Raw genomic sequence first — 17,482 nt, 5'->3', positions numbered from 1 at the left:
GTGGGGCGGAAAACGGATATCCCGACCCCTTATCCTTGTCAGGACATCCCCGGCTGGTTGAGAGGTTCACAGTGGCGCTCGTCGTGCAGAAATACGGCGGATCATCGGTGGCGGACGCCGATCGGATCCGGCGCGTCGCCGAGCGAATCGTGGAAACCAAGAAGGCCGGCAACGACGTCGTCGTCGTCGTCTCGGCAATGGGTGACACCACCGACAACCTGCTCGATCTCGCCCGCCAGGTCTCCCCGGCACCACCCGCCCGCGAGATGGACATGCTGCTCACCTCGGGTGAACGCATCTCCAACGCGCTCGTGGCGATGGCCATCGAGTCGTTGGGCGCGCACGCCCGGTCCTTCACCGGTTCCCAGGCCGGCGTGATCACCACCGGCACCCACGGCAACGCCAAGATCATCGACGTCACCCCCACCCGGCTGCGTGAGGCGCTGGACGAGGGCCTGATCGTGCTGGTCGCCGGGTTCCAAGGCGTCAGCCAGGACAGCAAGGACGTGACCACGCTGGGCCGCGGCGGCTCGGACACCACGGCGGTCGCATTGGCCGCCGCGCTGGACGCCGACGTCTGCGAGATCTACACCGACGTGGACGGCATCTTCACCGCTGACCCGCGCATCGTCCCCAACGCCAGGCACCTCGACAGCGTCTCCTTCGAGGAGATGCTGGAGATGGCTGCATGCGGCGCCAAGGTGCTGATGCTGCGCTGCGTGGAATACGCCCGTCGCTACAACGTTCCGATACACGTCCGCTCGTCGTACTCGGATAAGCCAGGCACCATCGTCAAAGGATCGATCGAGGACATCCCCATGGAAGACGCAATCCTGACCGGAGTCGCGCACGACCGCAGCGAGGCGAAGGTCACCGTTGTCGGTGTGCCCGACGTACCCGGATACGCCGCCAAGGTGTTCCGTGCGATCGCCGATGCCGACGTGAACATCGACATGGTGTTGCAGAACATCAGCAAGATCGAGGACGGCAAGACCGACATCACGTTCACCTGCTCGCGGGAGAACGGCCCGTCCGCGGTGCAGAAGCTGGCCTCGCTGCAGGGCGAGATCGGTTTCACCCAGGTGCTTTACGACGATCACATCGGCAAGGTGTCGCTGGTCGGTGCCGGGATGCGCAGCCACCCGGGCGTCACCGCCACGTTCTGCGAGACGCTGGCCGAAGCGGGTATCAACATCGACCTGATCTCGACCTCCGAGATCCGGATCTCGGTGCTGATCAAGGACACTGAGCTCGACACCGCCGTCGCCGTGCTGCATGAAGCCTTCGGTCTCGGTGGCGACGAGGAAGCAATCGTCTACGCGGGAACGGGAATCTAATGGTTTCGATCGGTGTGGTCGGCGCGACCGGTCAGGTCGGCCAGGTGATGCGCGCACTGCTCGAAGAGCGCAACTTCCCGGCGAGTTCGGTGCGGTTCTTCGCCTCCGCACGCTCCGAGGGTAAGAAGCTGACCTTCCGGGGCCAGGAGATCGAGGTCGAGAACAGCGAGACCGCCGACCCGTCCGGGCTGGACATCGCGCTGTTCTCCGCCGGCGCGACCATGTCGCGGGTACAGGCACCACGATTCGCCGCGGCAGGCGCCGTCGTCGTCGACAACTCCTCGGCGTGGCGTAAAGACCCCGAGGTCCCGCTGATCGTCAGCGAGGTCAACTTCGCGCGCGATGCGGCCAATCGCCCGAAGGGCATCATCGCCAACCCGAACTGCACCACCATGGCCGCGATGCCGGTGCTCAAGCCGCTGCACGACGAGGCGGGCCTGACCCGGCTGATCGTGTCGAGCTACCAGGCGGTCTCGGGCAGCGGGCTGGCCGGCGTCGAGGAACTCGCGTCACAGGCGCGTGCCGTGATCGACGGGGTCGAGCAGCTGGTGCACGACGGCTCGGCGCTGAACTACCCGGCACCGGTCAAGTACGTCGCGCCGATCGCCTTCAACGTGGTGCCGCTGGCCGGTGCGCTCGTCGACGACGGCTCCGGAGAGACCGACGAAGACCAGAAGCTGCGCAACGAGAGCCGCAAGATCCTCGGTATCCCGGAGTTGCTGGTGTCGGGTACCTGCGTGCGGGTGCCGGTCTTCACCGGGCACTCGCTGTCCATCAACGCCGAGTTCGCGCAACCGCTTTCGGTGGCACGGGCCCAGGAGCTGCTGGCCGGCGCGCCGGGCGTGACGCTGGTGGACGTGCCGACGCCGCTGGCTGCCGCCGGTGCCGACGATTCGCTGGTCGGTCGGATCCGTCAGGATCCGGGTGCGCCGGAAGGTCGCGGCCTCGCCCTGTTCGTGTCCGGTGACAACCTGCGAAAAGGTGCCGCGCTGAACACCATTCAGATTGCCGAGTTGCTCGCCGCCCAGCTCTGACCGACGCCGAAACTGTATTCCAGAAGGAAAAGTGCGAGTAACCACCTTCCGGAACGCAGTTTCGGGGGCCGTGGTATCGGCATTGGTCCTTTCGGCACCCGCGCACGCGGATATGTTCCTGCACCCCGGCCAGGTCGTCATGCTCGGTCCGGTAGCCGGAACGGGCACTGCCACCGGCGATTACGGTATCGGTGCCACGGACCTGTGCGAGTTCATGGAGTTCCCGACCCGGCTGTTGCAGGTCTGCGGTGACAGTTTCGCGGGGCAGGGAGTCGGCTTCGGTGGCTGGTACTCGCCGATCGCGCTGCACGTGGACCCCGACTCGATCGACGCCCCAGCGGGTATCCGCATCACCGGCGTGACCGGCACCTCGACACGGCTGCTGGCCGACCCGACGCCCGTGGGTGCATCGCAGCTTCCCGCCGGGATCGTGTCGATCAACCGCGAGAACTACATGCTGGTCACCACGACGCAGAATCTCCGCCCGGCGACCTCGCGTCTGGTGAAAGCCGATGCCGCGAAGGACAACTGGCCGACGGTCGCGGGATCCGAGCGCCCGGCCGACTTCGCGGGAGGCGGGCAGTCCCAGATCAGCGGCTACTACGACCCCATTCCCACACCGGAATCCGAGCGTGGCTGGGTGTACATCGTGGCCGACAACTTCGACCGCAGCGCGCCGGCGACGCTGTATCGCGTTGCACCGCAGGATTTCACCGACCGGGCCGCCTGGCAAGGTTGGTCGTCGGTGCAGGGATGGGGCGCGGAGCCGACCCCGCTGTGGCCGGACCGGGTGGGCGAGATGAGCGTGCGCCAGATCGACGGCAAGACGGTGCTGTCCTACTTCAACGCCGGCACCGGCAACATGGAGGTCCGGGTCGCTTCCGACCCGACCCAGCTCGGTGCCGCGCCGGTGACGACGGTCGTGGTCGGGTCGTCATGGCCGGATCGGCCCGAGGACCTGCCGGCACCGCAGGACAACCGGCTGGCCCAGCCGTACGGCGGCTACATCTCACCGGCCTCGACGCTGGACGACCTGCGGGTATTCGTCAGCCAGTGGAACACCACGCCCCGCGGTGGCACGCCCTACCGGGTGATCCAGTACGCGGTGCACCCGTTTCATAGCTGATTCACATGCTCTAACCAGCCGGCACATTGCCGCCCGTCGGCATCATGAATCCATGAGCGAAGAAGCCGACAACTCGACCAGCACCACGGCCCCCGTGGCAGCCGCTGCAGCACCCCCACCGCCTACATCACCGCCACCGGCGGTGGTGGTGCCCACCGAGGAGCGACCCCGGCACAACCGTGTCACCCAGGTCGCCGCCTGGGTGGGCATCGTCGCGGGCGTCACCTTCGTCGTCGCGGTGATCTTCTTCTCCGGTTTCATCCTGGGTAAGCACTCCGACGGCGGCGGACATCATCGCGGCGGACCGGACCGCGAGTCCGGCATGTTCCACCGGGGCGGGCCGCCGATGGGACCGCCGCACATCTTCTTCCCGGGCGGACCGGGCGGACCCGCTGGACCGGGAGCGCAAGGCGGCCCCGGCTTCGGTCCGGGCTTCCAGGGCCCGCAGCAGGGGCAGAGCCCCGGTCCCGGCAACGCACCGGCCACGCCACCGCGCCCCTGAAACACTAAGAGGACCCTCGCGGGCGCGTGAGGAATCATCCGTAACTCTTGGCACTCTGACCTCATTCGTGAGAGTGTCGCTAACCATGACACGCCGACCGCTGCGCATTGCCGCGTTTGTCGCCGTACTCGTGGTATCGGTGGGCCTGTCCGGCTGCAGCCTGCGTGCAGACGATCCTGACGTGGCCGCCTCGACGGTCTTCGCCGTCGGCGATTGCGTGGATATCGATGCGGGCGAGGCTCCGACGCCGGATCCGGTGCGCGCCAGTGAGGTGTCCTGCGCCCAGGACCCGAGCTACACCGTCGGCGCCACCACCAACGCCGCCGGCGAATGCCCGACCAACGAGTACCAGCACGTGCCGACCGACTACGCCGAACCGTCGACCGCCCGGCTGTGCCTGGTGCCCAACCTCGTCGCCAACCAGTGCTACCTGATGGAAATGCCGATCGGGCTGGTCGAGAAGGCCTCCTGCGATGATCGCGACGACGGTGTGCTGGTCCAGGTCACCCAGCGTCTCGACGTCCAGGATCAGTCCGCCTGCCCGGCGGATGCCGGTTCCTACGCATGGCCCTATCCCGCGCCGGCCCGGACGTACTGCACGCAGACACTCTTCTAGCTTTGGCAAGCCAGCCGGTTTTGGCATGATCGAGCCATGCGGCTGACTGCACTGGCCGCCGGGGTGGGAGTGGCGCTGGCCCTCGCAGCTCCGGCCTCGGCCCGACCGTCTGATCCCGGCGTCGTCAGTTACGCGGTCCTGCCGAAGGGTTCGGTCAGCAATATCGTGGGAGCGCCGCTGGCGTGGGAAGCCCAGTTCACCAACCCGGGCCAGACCTTCTACGTCGACAACCCGGCCTGCAACAACTGGGCCGATATCGGTCTCCCCGACGTGTACGCCGATCCGGACCTGGCGTCCTTCAACGGCGCCGTCGCGCAGACCTCTGCCACGGATTCGACGCGACTGGTCAAACAGGCGGTCGGCGTTTTCGCCACCAACGATGCGGCCACCCGCGCGTATCACCGCGTCACCGACCGCACCACCGGATGCGCCGGGCAGACCACCACGATGCATCTGGACAACCTGGTCAACCAGGTGTGGACCTTCTCCGGCGGCGCGGCGACCGCCACCGACGCGGTCTGGGTGAAACAGGAGGGCGGCACGGACCGCAGGTGTTTCACCCAGACCCGTTTGCGGGAAAACGTTCTGCTGCAGGCGAAAGTCTGCCAACCCGGCAACGGTGGGCCCGCGGTCAACGTGCTGGCCGGGGCCATGCAGAACACCCTCGGGCAATAAGGGCGAACAAAACCCTTGGGAATATGTCAGACCTGTCTGGAAGATTGAATAGCAAAAGCACGTAGCGTCCAGATCCGGGGGAGGAGTGGTTCGCATGACGACCGCTGCCGCGCGCGATATGGAGTGCGCTTCCGGTCGGGTGGCCGCCGCGATCGCGGCGAACTGCCTGCACGACGGTCCGGTCGGCAAGGTCGGCCTGGAGATCGAGGCGCACTGTTTCGACATCACCGATCCCCTGCGCCGCCCGGGCTGGGATGAACTCAGCGGGGTCATCGCGACGGCACCGGCGCTGCCCGGCGGCAGCGCCATCACCGTCGAACCCGGTGGCGCGGTCGAACTGTCCGGCCCACCGGCCGGCAGTGTCGCCGACGCGATCGTCGGGATGATCGCCGACCGCACGGTGCTCAAAGAACATTTCGCCGCACACGGCCTCGGCCTGGTGCTGCTCGGTGCCGACCCGCTGCGGCCCGCACAGCGCATCAACCCCGGCGCGCGTTATCAGGCGATGGAGAGCTTCTTCACCGCGACGGGTACCGCCGAGGCCGGCGCAGCCATGATGACCTCGACCGCGTCGGTGCAGCTCAACATCGAGGCCGGCCCGCGGGCGGGCTGGGCGGACCGCGTCCGGCTGGCACACGCCCTGGGGCCGACCATGATCGCGTTGTCGGCCAACTCGCCGCTGCTGGGCGGGCACTTCACCGGATGGCGCAGCTCCCGACAACGCGTCTGGGGCCAGCTGGACTCGGCGCGGTGCGGCCCGGTGCTGGGCGACAACGGCGACGATCCGGCCGCCGACTGGGCGCATTACGCACTTCGGGCCCCGGTGATGCTGGTGCGCACACCGGACGCGGTGCCGATGACCGAGTTCGTCTCGTACGCCGACTGGGCTGACGGCCGGGTGCCACTGGACGACCGTGTTCCCGGTGAAGAGGACCTCGAATATCACCTGACCACGCTCTTCCCGCCGGTGCGGCCGCGCCGCTGGCTGGAGATCCGGTACCTGGACAGCGTGCCCGACGACATCTGGCCGGCCGTGGTGTTCACCTTGGCCACGTTGTTGGACAACCCGGCTGCCGCCGAGATCGCCACCAGTGCCACCGCACCGGTCTCCGGTGAATGGGACCTCGCGGCCCGGGCCGGGCTCGCGGACCCGGGCCTGCGGGCCGCGGCGGTGACCTGCGTGGCCGCCGCCGCCGAGCACGCCCCGGCCGGCCTGGCCGATGCGATGACCCGCCTGCTCGCCGACGCCGAGGCCGGCCGATGTCCCGGTGATGACTTCTCCGATCTCGTTGTCGAACACGGCATACCAACAGCTCTGACCCAATTGGCGAGAGGCGACTCGTGACATCACCGGAGGTGCTGGCCACCGAACTGACCCGTGCCCGGGAGCGCACCCTGGCACTGGTCGACTTCGATGACGCCGAACTACATCGCCAGTACGACCCGCTGATGAGCCCGCTGGTGTGGGACCTCGCCCATATCGGCCAGCAGGAGGAGTTCTGGCTGCTGCGCGATGGTGACCCCAACGCCCCGGGCATCCTCACACCCGAGATCGACTCGCTGTATGACGCATTCGTGCATTCCCGCGCCAGCCGCGTCGACCTGCCGCTGCTCCCGCCGGCCGATGCCCGGACCTACTGCCGCACCGTCCGCGACCGTGCTCTCGACGTCCTGGACCGCACCGACGGCGACGAGGCGTTGTTCCGTTTCGGGTTGGTCGTCTCCCACGAGAACCAACACGACGAGACCATGCTGCAGGCACTCAATCTGCGCACGGGCCCCGCGCTGCTGAGCGTGGGAGCGGCGCTGCCGCCCGGGCGTGCTGGCCTGGCCGGAACCTCGGTGTTGGTACCTGGCGGCCCGTTCACCTTGGGCGTCAATGCTTCCGAGGAACCGTACTCGCTCGACAACGAACGTCCCGGCCACGTCGTGCACGTCGAGCCGTTCCGGATCGGGCGGGTACCGGTGACCAACGCGCAGTGGCGCGAGTTCATCGACGACGGTGGCTACCGGACACCACAGTGGTGGTCCGAACGCGGCTGGGCGCACCGGGAGCACGCCGGTCTGAGTGCACCCGCTTTCTGGAACACCGACGGCAGCCGCACCCGGTTCGGCCACCACGAATCCATCCCGGGTGACGAACCGGTGCAGCACATCACCTACTTCGAGGCGGAGGCCTTCGCGGCGTGGTCGGGTGCTCGGTTGCCGACCGAGGTGGAATGGGAGAAGGCCTGCGCGTGGGACCCGGTGGCCGGTACGCGTCGCCGATTCCCCTGGGGCGACGCACAACCCACACCCGAGCTGGCCAATCTCGGCGGCGATGCCCTGCGCCCGGCGCCGGTCGGTGCCTACCCGGCGGGGGCGTCGGCCTACGGGGTGGAGCAGATGCTCGGCGATGTGTGGGAGTGGACCACCTCACCACTGCGCCCCTGGCCCGGGTTCACCCCGATGATCTACGACCAGTACACGGCGCCCTTCTTCGACGGTGATTATCGGATCCTGCGCGGCGGCTCGTGGGCGGTGGCGGCCGGCATCCTGCGGCCCAGCTTCCGCAACTGGGACCATCCGATCCGGCGGCAGATCTTCTCCGGGGTCCGCCTGGCCTGGGACGCCTGATGTGTCGCCACCTGGGCTGGCTCGGTGCACCGGTATCGGTATCGTCGCTGGTGCTGGAGCCACCGAGCGGCCTTCTGGTGCAGTCCTATTCGCCGCGTCGGCAGAAGCACGGCACCATCAATGCCGACGGCTGGGGTGTCGGCTTCTTCGATCAGGGCGTGCGGCGCTGGCGCAGCGACAAACCGTTGTGGGGGGACGCGTCGTTCGCGTCAGTGGCGCCGGCGCTACGCAGTGACTGCTTTGTGGCGGCCGTGCGTTCGGCGACGGTCGGCATGCCCATCGAGCCCTCGGCTTCGGCGCCCTTCAGCGACGGCACCTGGCTGCTCTCACACAACGGCATCGTCGACCGCGCCGTCCTACCCTCCTCGGCGACAGCCGAATCCACCGTCGACAGTGCGCTGCTGGCCGCACACATCTTCGCGCGCGGTATGGGCGCGCTCGGAGACACCGTTGCCGCCGTCGGCGCGCAGGATCCCGGTGCCCGCCTGAACATCCTGGCCGCCAACGGTTCCACCCTGCTCGCCACCACCTGGGGCGACACCCTGTTCTCGCTGCAGCGCGATGATGGCATCGTGCTGGCCAGCGAACCCTACGACGATGACCCGTCCTGGCGTGACATCCCCGACCGACACCTCGTCGAGGTCACTGGCACGAACCTCACCATCACCCCTCTGGAAGGACCCTCATGACGACCGGCACGGCATCGGACCTGTCCAAAGCACTGCGCCGCGACGTCAGGCACGGCTTGGCGCAGTCCCCGAAAACGCTGCCGCCCAAATGGTTCTACGACGCGAAGGGCAGTGATCTCTTCGATCAGATCACCCGCCTGCCCGAGTACTACCCCACCCGCACCGAAGCGTCGATCCTGCAGGACCGGGCCGCCGATATCGTGGCCGCCTCGGGTGCCGACACTCTGGTCGAGCTGGGCAGCGGCACCTCGGAGAAGACGCGACTGCTGCTCGATGCCATGCGGGACAGCGGAGCGCTGAAGCGCTTCATCCCGTTCGATGTCGACCCGAGCGTCCTGCGTGATGCTGCCCGGGCGCTGCATGCCGAATACCCGGATATCGAGATCGACGTGGTGTGCGGCGATTTCGAGCAGGATCTCGGCACGATTCCCAAGGCCGGCCGGCGCATGGTGGTCTTCCTCGGGTCCACGATCGGCAATTTCACCCCGGAGCCCCGCACCGAATTCCTTGCCGCGCTTGCCGACTCCATGCAGCCCGGCGATTCACTGCTGCTGGGTACCGACCTGGTCAAGGATGTCGGCCGGCTGGTGCGCGCCTACGACGACAGTGCGGGTGTGACGGCCGCGTTCAACCGCAATGTGCTGACCGTGGTGAACCGCGAACTCGACGCCGACTTCGACCTGGACGCCTTCGATCATGTGGCGCGGTGGAATCCGGAGCAGGAACGCATCGAGATGTGGTTGCGCTCGACCGCGGATCAACGGGTGCGGATCGCGCAGCTTGATCTCACGGTCGACTTCGCGGCGGGCGAGGAGATGCTCACGGAGGTGTCCAGCAAGTTCCGCCCCGAGGGTGTGGAAGCTGAACTGGCCGCCGCCGGACTGCGTCGCACCCACTGGTGGACCGATGGCGCAGGCGATTTCGGTCTTTCGCTGGCGGTGAAATGAGCCTGGCCGAAGCCTGGCGGTCGGCGCGGGTGCCGGTGGCGGGTCTACATCTGGACAGCGCGGCCTGCTCACGGCAGAGCAATGCGGTGATCGAGGCGGGTGCCACGCACGCCCGGCACGAGGCCGAGGTCGGCGGTTACGTGGCGGGCGAAGCCGCGGTGCCGGCGCTGGACGCCGGACGGGCCGCGGTGCGCGCCCTGGCCGGGATGCCCGATGCGGAGGTCATCTTCACCACCGGCTCCAACCATGCGCTGGATCTGCTGCTGAGCAGCTGGACCGGACCGCGCACCGTGGCATGCCCGCCCGGCGAGTACGGACCCAACCTGGTCATCATGGCGGCCAACGGATTCGAGGTGCGCAGCCTGCCCGTGGATGAGCTGGGCCGACTGCTGGTCGACGAGGCCGCGGCCGTGCTGGAGGCCGACCCGCCGGCGATGGTGCATCTGACCGTGCTCGGCAGCCACCGCGGTGTGGCCCAGCCACTGGCCGAGTTGGCGCCGGTGTGCCGAGCGCTGGGACTGCTGCTGGTGGTCGACGCGGCGCAGGGACTCGGGCACGTGGACTGTGCGGTGGGCGCCGACGTCCTGTATTCGTCCTCGCGCAAGTGGTTGGCCGGGCCGCGCGGTGTCGGCACGCTGGCGGTACGGCCCGAGTTGTACGGGCGGTTGACGCCGCGGTGGGCGCCGATGGAATTGCACGAGGCCAATATCGGGTCGCGGCTCGGCTTCTCGCTGGCGCTGGGCGAACACTTGGCCGCCGGCCCCGATCGGGTGCAGGCCCGGCTGGCCGAGGTCGGCCGGCTCACCCGGACGGTGCTCGCCGACATTCCCGGCTGGGAGGTGGTCGAACCCGTCGACGAGCCGACCGCGATCACCACGCTGCGCCCCACCAACGGTGCCGCACCGACACCGGTGCGGGCCAAGCTGATCGCCGAACACCGGATCGTCACCACCGCATGCGAGGTGGTGCGGGCTCCCAGCGAGATGGCCGGGCCGGTGCTGCGGGTGTCCCCGCACGTGGATGTCGCTGCCGAGGATCTGGAGCTCTTCGCCGAGGCGTTGGTCGCGGTCAGCTGAGGATGCGTGTGGGCGCCGAAGTCGCTTCTGCCTAGCTGCCTTTGGCCCACGCCCAGGCAGTGAGCCGCCAGTGTGTGCCGACTCTGCGGAGCGCGACCGTGTAGACCGAGCCTGTTTGGGTGATCTGACTGCCGCGGAGGTCGAACGTCATGGACGCAGGGACCACGACATAGCCGTAGTCGCCCGTGACATCGACATGCAATGGCGCGCCGAGGGTGATGCGGTAGCCCGAAGCCCCGAGGTGCGCGCCCTCAGCAAGCACGTCCTTCCACCAGTCTTCGGCGGCCGTTTCCCCCTGCCAGACATGGGGTGACATTCCGTCGAGAATTTGCATGGGATCAGCGCACGTCGCCGCCATTGCCGCCACGTCACCGTCGTTGAACGCCGCGACATATTCCAGCACTGCGTCCATCGGATCGTCCATTTCGTCAACGTAGTCGCCTGGATGCGCCCGTGGGGCCCAACGTCGACTTGTTGTCGACATCCGCGCTTGGAATCGACAACAAGTCGACGTTGGGCGAAAGATAGGGTTGTCCATGCTCAGCGATGAAGAGACCTTCCTGATCCAGACGGTGCGCGACTTCGTCGACCGGGAGGTCAAGCCCAGCGTGCAAGAGGTCGAGCACGCCAACGAATACCCCGAACGCTGGATCGAGCAGATGAAGCAGATCGGCATCTACGGTTTGGCGGTGCCGGAGACATACGGCGGATCGCCGGTATCGATGCCCTGCTACGCGCAGGTCACCCAGGAACTCTCCCGCGGGTGGATGAGCTTGGCCGGCGCGATGGGCGGGCACACCGTGGTCACCAAGCTGCTCACCTTGTTCGGCACCGAGGAACAGAAGCAGACGTATCTACCGCGGATGGCCACCGGCGATGTCCGTGCCACCATGGCGCTCACCGAACCGGGCGGCGGCTCCGACCTACAGGCCATGACCACCGTCGCGAAGACCGACGGCGATGACCTGGTGATCTCGGGCGCCAAGACCTGGATCTCCAATGCCAGGCGCTCGGAATTGATTGCGCTGCTGTGCAAAACGGATCCCAGCGCGCAGCCGAAGCACAAGGGCATCTCCATCGTGCTCGTCGAACACGGCCCCGGCCTGACGGTTTCACGCGATCTGCCCAAGCTCGGCTACAAGGGGGTGGAGTCCTGCGAGCTGTCCTTCGACGACTACCGCATCCCGGCCACCGCCATCCTCGGCGCCACCCCCGGCAAGGGCTTCGCGCAGATGATGAAGGGCCTGGAAACCGGCCGCATCCAGGTCGCCTCCCGGGCGCTGGGGGTGGCCACCGCGGCGCTGGAGGACTCGCTGGCCTACGCCCAGCAGCGCGAGAGCTTCGGGCAGCCGATCTGGAAGCACCAGTCCATCGGCAACTATCTGGCCGATATGGCCACCAAGCTCACCGCTGCCCGCCAACTCACCTGGTATGCCGCCGAGAAGTACGACAGCGGCGAGCGCTGCGATATGGAAGCCGGCATGGCCAAACTGTTCGCCTCCGAGACCGCGATGGAGATCGCGCTCAACGCAGTCCGTATCCACGGCGGCTACGGCTACTCCACCGAATACGACGTGGAGCGCTACTTCCGCGACGCCCCGCTGATGATCGTCGGCGAGGGCACCAACGAGATCCAACGCAATGTCATTGCTGCCCAGTTGGTGTCGCGCGGCGGCATCTGACTCGATAGCCCAGGGCACGGCCGGGGTGTCGCGTTCCTGGATCTGGTCGAGGCGGGAGAGGTCGGCCTGACGTTCGCGGCGCAGAGATACCGCGGCACGGGGGCTTCCGGGTTTGCCGACTATGCCACGACGTGGATCCATCGGGCCACGCTGGTCTGAGCGCTACTTGTGCGCGGACAGCAGGAAGGCCGGCAGCTTCATCCGGCCCTTGTCGTCGTGATCGTGCGGGGGCAGCTCGAACGGCGACCCCGGCCCTGACGGCATGTTGGCGTGGATGAAGGCCGGGCGTATGTCGTCGACGGTCCAGTGTGCCGCGACGATATCGCGCAGTTCGTACTCGTCGACCTCGTTGGGCTTGGTCTCCAGCTCGGCCGGGAACGCTCCCTTGGCGAACACCAGGACGTAGTAGTGCGCGCCCGGGGCGGCGGCGCGCTGCACCGCGTGCAGGTAGTTGTGCCTGCCGTCGATGGGCAGTGAATGGAACAGCGTCGAGTCGATGACGGTGTGGAATCGGCCGTCGTAGCCGGTGAACGAGGTGATGTCGGCCTGGGCAAAGCTGGCGTATCGCAGGTTGCGTTCCTGTGCTGCACGATTCGCCACAGCGATGGCGGTCGGCGAAATGTCCAGGCCCACCACGGTGTAACCGTCTGCCGCCAGCGACAGTGACAACTCAGCGTGTCCACAGCCGGCGTCCAGGACGTCGCTGCGCACCTTGCCCGCCGAGATCAGCGCTGCCAGTTCGGGTTGCGGTTCACCGATGCTCCACGGCGGCGGTCCCTGGAACTCGCTGTCGTGGCGATATGCGCTGTCCCAGTCCAGTACCTCAGATGCCATGACATCCAACGTACGCGCGCTCACGCGGTGGGTGTTTCCCACGTGTGGACCGGCGCATTGGTGTGCATGTGTTCGCAGTACATACGCAGCATCTCGGCCAGCGCGGCGGGCCGCGCCAAACCGCGTTCCTGCAGCGCACGCACGGTGGCGGTCTGCCAGGCGGCACCGTTGCGGCCGGTCTTGGCGCGTGCCTCGATGACCCCGAGGAAGCGGTCCCGAACATCGGCGGCAACCCCCCAGCGCCGCAGCCCGTCATGGGCCAGCGGCAGCAGCTCCCGCAGCACGAGTTCGTCGGCGGTCACCTCACCCAGGCCGGGCCAGTACAGCCGGGCGTCCATCCCGTGCCGGGCCGATGCAAAGAAATTGTGCTGTGCCGCAGCGAAACTCATCTTGCTCCACAGCGGTCGGTCCTCGTCGGTGAGTGCCCGCAGGGTGCCGTAGTAGAACGCCGAGTTGGCCAGCATGTCCACCACCGTGGGCCCGGCGGGCAGCACCCGGTTCTCGACGCGCAGGTGCGGTTTGCCGTTCACCACGTCGTAGACCGGCCGGTTCCACCGGTAGATGGTGCCGTTGTGCAGGCGTAACTCCGAGAGCGCCGGGGTGCGCCCGGCTGCGAGCTCGGCCACCGGATCCTCGTCGGAGATCTCCGGCAGCAGCGACGGGAAGTAGCGGACGTTTTCCTCGAACAGATCGAAAATGGAGGTGATCCACCGTTCGCCGAACCAGACCCGGGGGCGCACGCCCTGGGTCTTGAGCTCGTCGGGGCGGGTGTCGGTGGCCTGCCCGAACAGTTCGATGCGGGTCTCGGCCCACAGTTCGTGGCCGAAGAAGTACGGCGAATTGGCGCCCAGGGCGATCTGCGGGCCGGCCAGCACCTGCGCGGCGTTCCAGTTCTGCGCGAACTCCGCGGGTGAGACCTGCAGATGCAATTGCATACTCGTGCAGGCAGATTCGGGTGCGATATCGGCCGACTGCAGGGACAACCGTTCGGGCCCGGTGATATCGATGTCGATATCCTCGCCGCGCGCGGTGAAGATGGAGTCGTTGAGTGCCTGGTAGCGGGTCGACTCGCTCATCCACCCCGACTCCAGATGCTCGGGCATCAGGGTGGGAAGGATGCCGATCATGACGATGTGCGCGCCGTCCTCGGTGGCCTTGGCCTCGGCGGCGTTCAGGCTGGCCCGCACCTCGGCCTCCAGTTCCAGCGCGGACTGCCCGGGTAACGGACGCGGCGGAACATTGAATTCGATGTTGTACGCGCCCAGTTCGGTCTGATAGGCCGGATCGGCGATGGAGGCCAGTACCTCCTGATTGCGCAGCGCCGGCTGGTAGTCAGCGTCGACAAGATTGCATTCGATCTCCATGCCGGTGAGCGGTCGGTCGAACTCGAAGCTGGACTGGGACAGCATCGTCTCGAACACGTCCAGGCACAGCTGGACCTTGCGCCGGTATTCGCGGCGCTGTGCGCGGCTGAATTCCGTGCGGGAAACCTCTTCGCCCACAGCGTCGACACTAGCGCCGAACGGCCACCGCGATCTGTGGACTGAGCAGACCGCCCCGCAATTCGAGGTCGACGCCGGCGTGTTCGGCCAGTGCGCGCAACGCCGACGGACTGTAGCTGCGCAACGAACTGATGACACCGTCGTGCACGAACGGGATGAACGGGGCCAGCGGCAGCATGGTGGCCAGTCGCAGGAGATGCAACGGTGCCGGTGGCCTGGGCAGGTCGATGATCAGAAGCTTGTCCGCGACGCGGGTGCCCTCGGAGAGCACCGCGGCGGCCGTCACCGGTGGAAGATGATGAAACGACAAGGCGAACACCGCCAGCGCGAAATGGCCGTCGGGTGCGTCGATTGCGGTGGCGTCCATTTCCCGCACCTGGGCCCGCGGATGGCTGCCCAGCTCACCGGCAGCCATCGCGGCGACCGAATCGTGCTCGATATCGGTCACCGTGACATGAGCGGTGGGATGTCCCTCCAGCACCACCGTCGACAGCGCGCCGTGGCCGGCGCCGAGTTCGAGGACCTTCGGGTCCGGCACGTCGGCGATCTCCTCGAGCACCAGGTGCGCGAACTGCCGGTGGTTGCCGAACACCCGACCGGTCCACTCCAACGCGTCCACCACACTGCGTTTGACCGCGGGATGGACGTCGGTGCGATCCAGGTACTCGGTCCGGTCGGTCTGCAGCAGCCGGTCCAGACAGGATGCGTCGGGGCCACCGCGCGGCATGCGATCCAGATCGGTCACGCCGTCAGGCTACAAGTCGGCGAGGTCCCTGGGCTTGAGCAGCAGCGTCGCCACGACGCTGATGACCGCCGTGGTCACCAGGTAGCCGCAGGCCAACCACGGTGCGTTGCCGCCGACCGCGATGAGCGTGGTCAGGATCAGCGGGGTCAGCCCCGAGGAGTAGACGCCGGAGAGCTGGTAGACCGTGGACAGTCCGGTGTAGCGGATCCGGGTCGGGAACAGCGAGGCGTACAGCGTGCCCTGCGCGCCGTAGAACCAGGCGTGGATGATGCCGAACACGATGGCGATGCCGATCGCGAACGCGGTCAGACTTCCGGTGTTGAACAAGGCGAACACCGGGAACACCGCCACCGCGTAGGCGGCGATACCGGTCGCGTAGACGCGTTGGGGTCCGAAACGGTCGGCGAGCAGACCCGATACCGGCAGCAGCGCCGCCATCAACAGGGCGGCCACGGTCACCACGATCAGCACGTCGACCTTGCCCAGGTGCAACGGGCCGGTCGCGCTGGTGGCGTAGGCGATGGCGAACACGCCCCAGGTGTTGAACGCCGCGCCCTCACCCCAGCGGCTCAGCATGCCCAGCAGCGTCGGGCGCAGTGACGGGCCGCGGAACAGTTCCCGCAGCGGCGTCGACGACACGTCGTCGTCCTCTTTGAGCTTCTCGAAGGCCGGGGTCTCGGAGGCCTTGAGCCGCACGACGACGCCGAAGATCACCAGCACGATGCTGAACAGGAACGCGATGCGCCAGCCGTAGGACAGGAATGCCTCCGCCGTCATGACCGTCTGCAGCAGTGCGAAGACGCCGGTGCCCAGCGCCAGACCGAGCGCCAGTCCGACCTGGGGGATGCTGCCGGCGAACCCCCGCCGCTTCGGGGTGCTGTGTTCGACCGCGAGCAGCACCGCGCCGGCCCATTCACCGCCGAGCGCGAAGCCCTGGACGATGCGCAGCAGCAGCAACAGGATCGGCGCGACGACGCCGATCTGGGCGGCGGTGGGCAGCAGACCCATCAGCGCGGTCGCGCCGCCCATCAGCAACATCGTCAGCGCCAGGGTGCGTTTGCGGCCGATGCGGTCACCGATGTGCCCGAAGACGAAGCCGCCGATGGGCCGGACCAGGAATCCGACCGCGAAGGTGGCGAACGCCAGCAGCGTGCCGACGAAGGAACTCTGGTCCGGGAAGAACGCGGTGTTGAACACCAGGCTGGCCGCGGTGGCGTAGAGGAAGAAGTCGTACCACTCGATGGTGGTGCCGACGAGGCTGGCCGTGAGGGCCGTCCGAACTTTCGAACGGTCCGCGGCGGTCTGTTCGGGCGGCGAGCTGTCGGTGACGGTCACCGGTCGCAATATGGCGGTGATCCGGAGATCGCGCCAGGGTTGTGCTTACGGTGATCCGAAGACCGCGTCTAGCTGCTCAACGTGATCCGGCACTTGCGCACGATGGGTTTCAGTTCGTCGTAGTACTGCGCGCCCAACAGAGCGTGCTGGGCGGTGTCATCATTGCGGACCGCGAACGCGATCTGGCCGGCCAGATCGGCCAGCCTGGTCGCGTGATCCGCGACCTCGCCGGGAGCGATCTGACGTGCCTGGTCGCGGATTGCCCGGGCGCGTTCGTCGAAATCGCCGGCCGTCGGCCCTTGTTCCGTCGAGAAGCTCGGCATCACGAAGGACTGGGCGCTCAGCGCGATCAGTGGTTCGACCTGACGGCAGGCCTTGCCATCGATGTAACTGAACGACACCGCGGCGATGACGACAGCCGCAGCAAGTCCGGTGGCAGCGATGGCCTTCATGGCGGTGCTCCGCTCGGCATCGAGGACCAGCCTGCGCCAGAGCAGATGGGCACCGATCGCGGCGGCGACGGCCGCGGCGGCCAGCCCCGCCGCCGCGAGCGCGCTTCCTCCTGCGGAGGTCGAGTCGAGCGCGGCGTAGGTGGCGATCGCCGACACCGCGACCAACATCAAGACCCAGATGCCGCGGCGGCGCATATAGGAATCCGCGTCGCGGAACGGGATCCCGATCACGCTGCCGGCCGCGGCGAGAACCGCGACCAGCAGCGGGATCAGAACATCGAGAAAATTACCGGTGATCATCGTTTGGCAATGCT

At 67.5% G+C, this 17,482-nt stretch carries 18 protein-coding genes; 12 read left to right on the top strand and 6 right to left on the bottom strand.

Going from position 1 to position 17,482, the window contains the following annotated elements:
* Positions 1 to 71 precede the first annotated feature (71 nt).
* From ASE48_RS30860 to egtE, 11 genes are all read left to right on the top strand, one after another.
* On the top strand, positions 72 to 1,337 hold the full coding sequence (locus ASE48_RS30860) for an aspartate kinase (RefSeq protein WP_057171028.1): 1,266 nt from the start codon (positions 72 to 74) through the stop codon (positions 1,335 to 1,337).
* Positions 1,337 to 2,371: an aspartate-semialdehyde dehydrogenase gene (locus tag ASE48_RS30855; protein ID WP_057171027.1), complete on the top strand. Its 1,035-nt coding sequence runs from the start codon at positions 1,337 to 1,339 to the stop codon at positions 2,369 to 2,371. Before ASE48_RS30860 ends, ASE48_RS30855 begins: the two co-directional genes overlap by 1 nt.
* A 112-nt stretch (positions 2,372 to 2,483) precedes the next feature.
* Entirely contained in the window at positions 2,484 to 3,497 is a 1,014-nt protein-coding gene (locus ASE48_RS30850) for a DUF4185 domain-containing protein (RefSeq protein WP_082614553.1), read from the top strand.
* 52 nt (positions 3,498 to 3,549) lie between these two features.
* Complete coding sequence (locus ASE48_RS30845; RefSeq protein WP_057171025.1) at positions 3,550 to 3,999, top strand: hypothetical protein; 450 nt, start codon at positions 3,550 to 3,552, stop codon at positions 3,997 to 3,999.
* Positions 4,000 to 4,084: 85 nt separating this feature from the next.
* Entirely contained in the window at positions 4,085 to 4,615 is a 531-nt protein-coding gene (locus ASE48_RS30840) for a hypothetical protein (RefSeq protein WP_057171024.1), read from the top strand.
* 36 nt (positions 4,616 to 4,651) lie between these two features.
* Positions 4,652 to 5,290, top strand: a complete 639-nt coding sequence (locus ASE48_RS30835) for a sensor domain-containing protein (RefSeq protein WP_057171023.1) — start codon at positions 4,652 to 4,654, stop codon at positions 5,288 to 5,290.
* Between the two features lie 94 nt (positions 5,291 to 5,384).
* Positions 5,385 to 6,635, top strand: a complete 1,251-nt coding sequence (gene egtA, locus ASE48_RS30830; protein WP_057171022.1) for an ergothioneine biosynthesis glutamate--cysteine ligase EgtA — start codon at positions 5,385 to 5,387, stop codon at positions 6,633 to 6,635.
* A complete protein-coding gene (gene egtB, locus ASE48_RS30825) occupies positions 6,632 to 7,906 on the top strand; it encodes an ergothioneine biosynthesis protein EgtB (RefSeq protein WP_057171021.1) in 1,275 nt (424 codons plus the stop codon). The genes egtA and egtB overlap by 4 nt, the downstream gene beginning before the upstream one ends.
* The gene (gene egtC / locus ASE48_RS30820) at positions 7,906 to 8,595 is read left to right on the top strand and encodes an ergothioneine biosynthesis protein EgtC (RefSeq protein WP_057171020.1); all 690 of its coding nucleotides are present in this window, start codon (positions 7,906 to 7,908) and stop codon (positions 8,593 to 8,595) included. Before egtB ends, egtC begins: the two co-directional genes overlap by 1 nt.
* A complete protein-coding gene (egtD, locus tag ASE48_RS30815; RefSeq protein WP_057171019.1) occupies positions 8,592 to 9,542 on the top strand; it encodes an L-histidine N(alpha)-methyltransferase in 951 nt (316 codons plus the stop codon). Before egtC ends, egtD begins: the two co-directional genes overlap by 4 nt.
* Positions 9,539 to 10,618, top strand: coding sequence for an ergothioneine biosynthesis PLP-dependent enzyme EgtE (gene egtE, locus ASE48_RS30810; protein WP_057171018.1), 1,080 nt, complete (start codon positions 9,539 to 9,541; stop codon positions 10,616 to 10,618). The genes egtD and egtE overlap by 4 nt, the downstream gene beginning before the upstream one ends.
* A gap of 31 nt (positions 10,619 to 10,649) precedes the next feature.
* Here the strand turns inward: egtE and ASE48_RS30805 are convergent, their stop codons facing one another.
* Positions 10,650 to 11,042, bottom strand: coding sequence for a nuclear transport factor 2 family protein (locus tag ASE48_RS30805; protein ID WP_057171017.1), 393 nt, complete (start codon positions 11,040 to 11,042; stop codon positions 10,650 to 10,652).
* 106 nt (positions 11,043 to 11,148) lie between these two features.
* On the opposite strand from ASE48_RS30805, the gene ASE48_RS30800 reads away from it, so the two are divergent.
* Complete coding sequence (locus tag ASE48_RS30800) at positions 11,149 to 12,300, top strand: acyl-CoA dehydrogenase family protein (RefSeq protein ID WP_057171016.1); 1,152 nt, start codon at positions 11,149 to 11,151, stop codon at positions 12,298 to 12,300.
* 162 nt (positions 12,301 to 12,462) lie between these two features.
* On the opposite strand, the gene ASE48_RS30795 is transcribed toward ASE48_RS30800, so the two are convergent.
* The 5 genes from ASE48_RS30795 to ASE48_RS30775 all read right to left on the bottom strand — a co-directional run bounded on the left by ASE48_RS30795 (position 12,463) and on the right by ASE48_RS30775 (position 17,468).
* Complete coding sequence (locus tag ASE48_RS30795; RefSeq protein ID WP_057171015.1) at positions 12,463 to 13,134, bottom strand: class I SAM-dependent methyltransferase; 672 nt, start codon at positions 13,132 to 13,134, stop codon at positions 12,463 to 12,465.
* A 20-nt stretch (positions 13,135 to 13,154) separates the two neighbouring features.
* Positions 13,155 to 14,636, bottom strand: coding sequence for a hypothetical protein (locus ASE48_RS30790; protein WP_057171014.1), 1,482 nt, complete (start codon positions 14,634 to 14,636; stop codon positions 13,155 to 13,157).
* A 10-nt stretch (positions 14,637 to 14,646) separates the two neighbouring features.
* On the bottom strand, positions 14,647 to 15,363 hold the full coding sequence (locus tag ASE48_RS30785; protein ID WP_057171211.1) for a class I SAM-dependent methyltransferase: 717 nt from the start codon (positions 15,361 to 15,363) through the stop codon (positions 14,647 to 14,649).
* 27 nt (positions 15,364 to 15,390) lie between these two features.
* The gene (locus tag ASE48_RS30780) at positions 15,391 to 16,716 is read right to left on the bottom strand and encodes an MFS transporter (RefSeq protein ID WP_057171013.1); all 1,326 of its coding nucleotides are present in this window, start codon (positions 16,714 to 16,716) and stop codon (positions 15,391 to 15,393) included.
* Positions 16,717 to 16,784: 68 nt separating this feature from the next.
* Positions 16,785 to 17,468, bottom strand: a complete 684-nt coding sequence (locus tag ASE48_RS30775) for a hypothetical protein (RefSeq protein ID WP_057171012.1) — start codon at positions 17,466 to 17,468, stop codon at positions 16,785 to 16,787.
* Positions 17,469 to 17,482: the final 14 nt, after the last annotated feature.

Origin of the sequence: Mycobacterium sp. Root265 (genome assembly GCF_001428895.1) — a bacterium.
Taxonomy (GTDB): Bacteria; Actinomycetota; Actinomycetes; order Mycobacteriales; family Mycobacteriaceae; genus Mycobacterium.
Note: the sequence above shows the minus strand (reverse complement) of the source record. Positions and strands in the feature narration are given on the sequence as shown.

What these genes read in the sequence shown, in the direction of transcription:
- ASE48_RS30855 (WP_057171027.1), top strand. Translation starts at nt 1,337, where the DNA reads ATGGTTTCGATCGGTGTGGTCGGCGCGACCGGTCAGGTCGGCCAGGTG.
- ASE48_RS30850 (WP_082614553.1), top strand. Translation starts at nt 2,484, where the DNA reads ATGTTCCTGCACCCCGGCCAGGTCGTCATGCTCGGTCCGGTAGCCGGA.
- ASE48_RS30845 (WP_057171025.1), top strand. Translation starts at nt 3,550, where the DNA reads ATGAGCGAAGAAGCCGACAACTCGACCAGCACCACGGCCCCCGTGGCA.
- ASE48_RS30840 (WP_057171024.1), top strand. Translation starts at nt 4,085, where the DNA reads ATGACACGCCGACCGCTGCGCATTGCCGCGTTTGTCGCCGTACTCGTG.
- ASE48_RS30835 (WP_057171023.1), top strand. Translation starts at nt 4,652, where the DNA reads ATGCGGCTGACTGCACTGGCCGCCGGGGTGGGAGTGGCGCTGGCCCTC.
- egtA (WP_057171022.1), top strand. Translation starts at nt 5,385, where the DNA reads ATGACGACCGCTGCCGCGCGCGATATGGAGTGCGCTTCCGGTCGGGTG.
- egtC (WP_057171020.1), top strand. Translation starts at nt 7,906, where the DNA reads ATGTGTCGCCACCTGGGCTGGCTCGGTGCACCGGTATCGGTATCGTCG.
- egtD (WP_057171019.1), top strand. Translation starts at nt 8,592, where the DNA reads ATGACGACCGGCACGGCATCGGACCTGTCCAAAGCACTGCGCCGCGAC.
- egtE (WP_057171018.1), top strand. Translation starts at nt 9,539, where the DNA reads ATGAGCCTGGCCGAAGCCTGGCGGTCGGCGCGGGTGCCGGTGGCGGGT.
- ASE48_RS30805 (WP_057171017.1), bottom strand. Translation starts at nt 11,042, where the DNA reads ATGGACGATCCGATGGACGCAGTGCTGGAATATGTCGCGGCGTTCAAC.
- ASE48_RS30795 (WP_057171015.1), bottom strand. Translation starts at nt 13,134, where the DNA reads ATGGCATCTGAGGTACTGGACTGGGACAGCGCATATCGCCACGACAGC.
- ASE48_RS30785 (WP_057171211.1), bottom strand. Translation starts at nt 15,363, where the DNA reads ATGCCGCGCGGTGGCCCCGACGCATCCTGTCTGGACCGGCTGCTGCAG.
- ASE48_RS30775 (WP_057171012.1), bottom strand. Translation starts at nt 17,468, where the DNA reads ATGATCACCGGTAATTTTCTCGATGTTCTGATCCCGCTGCTGGTCGCG.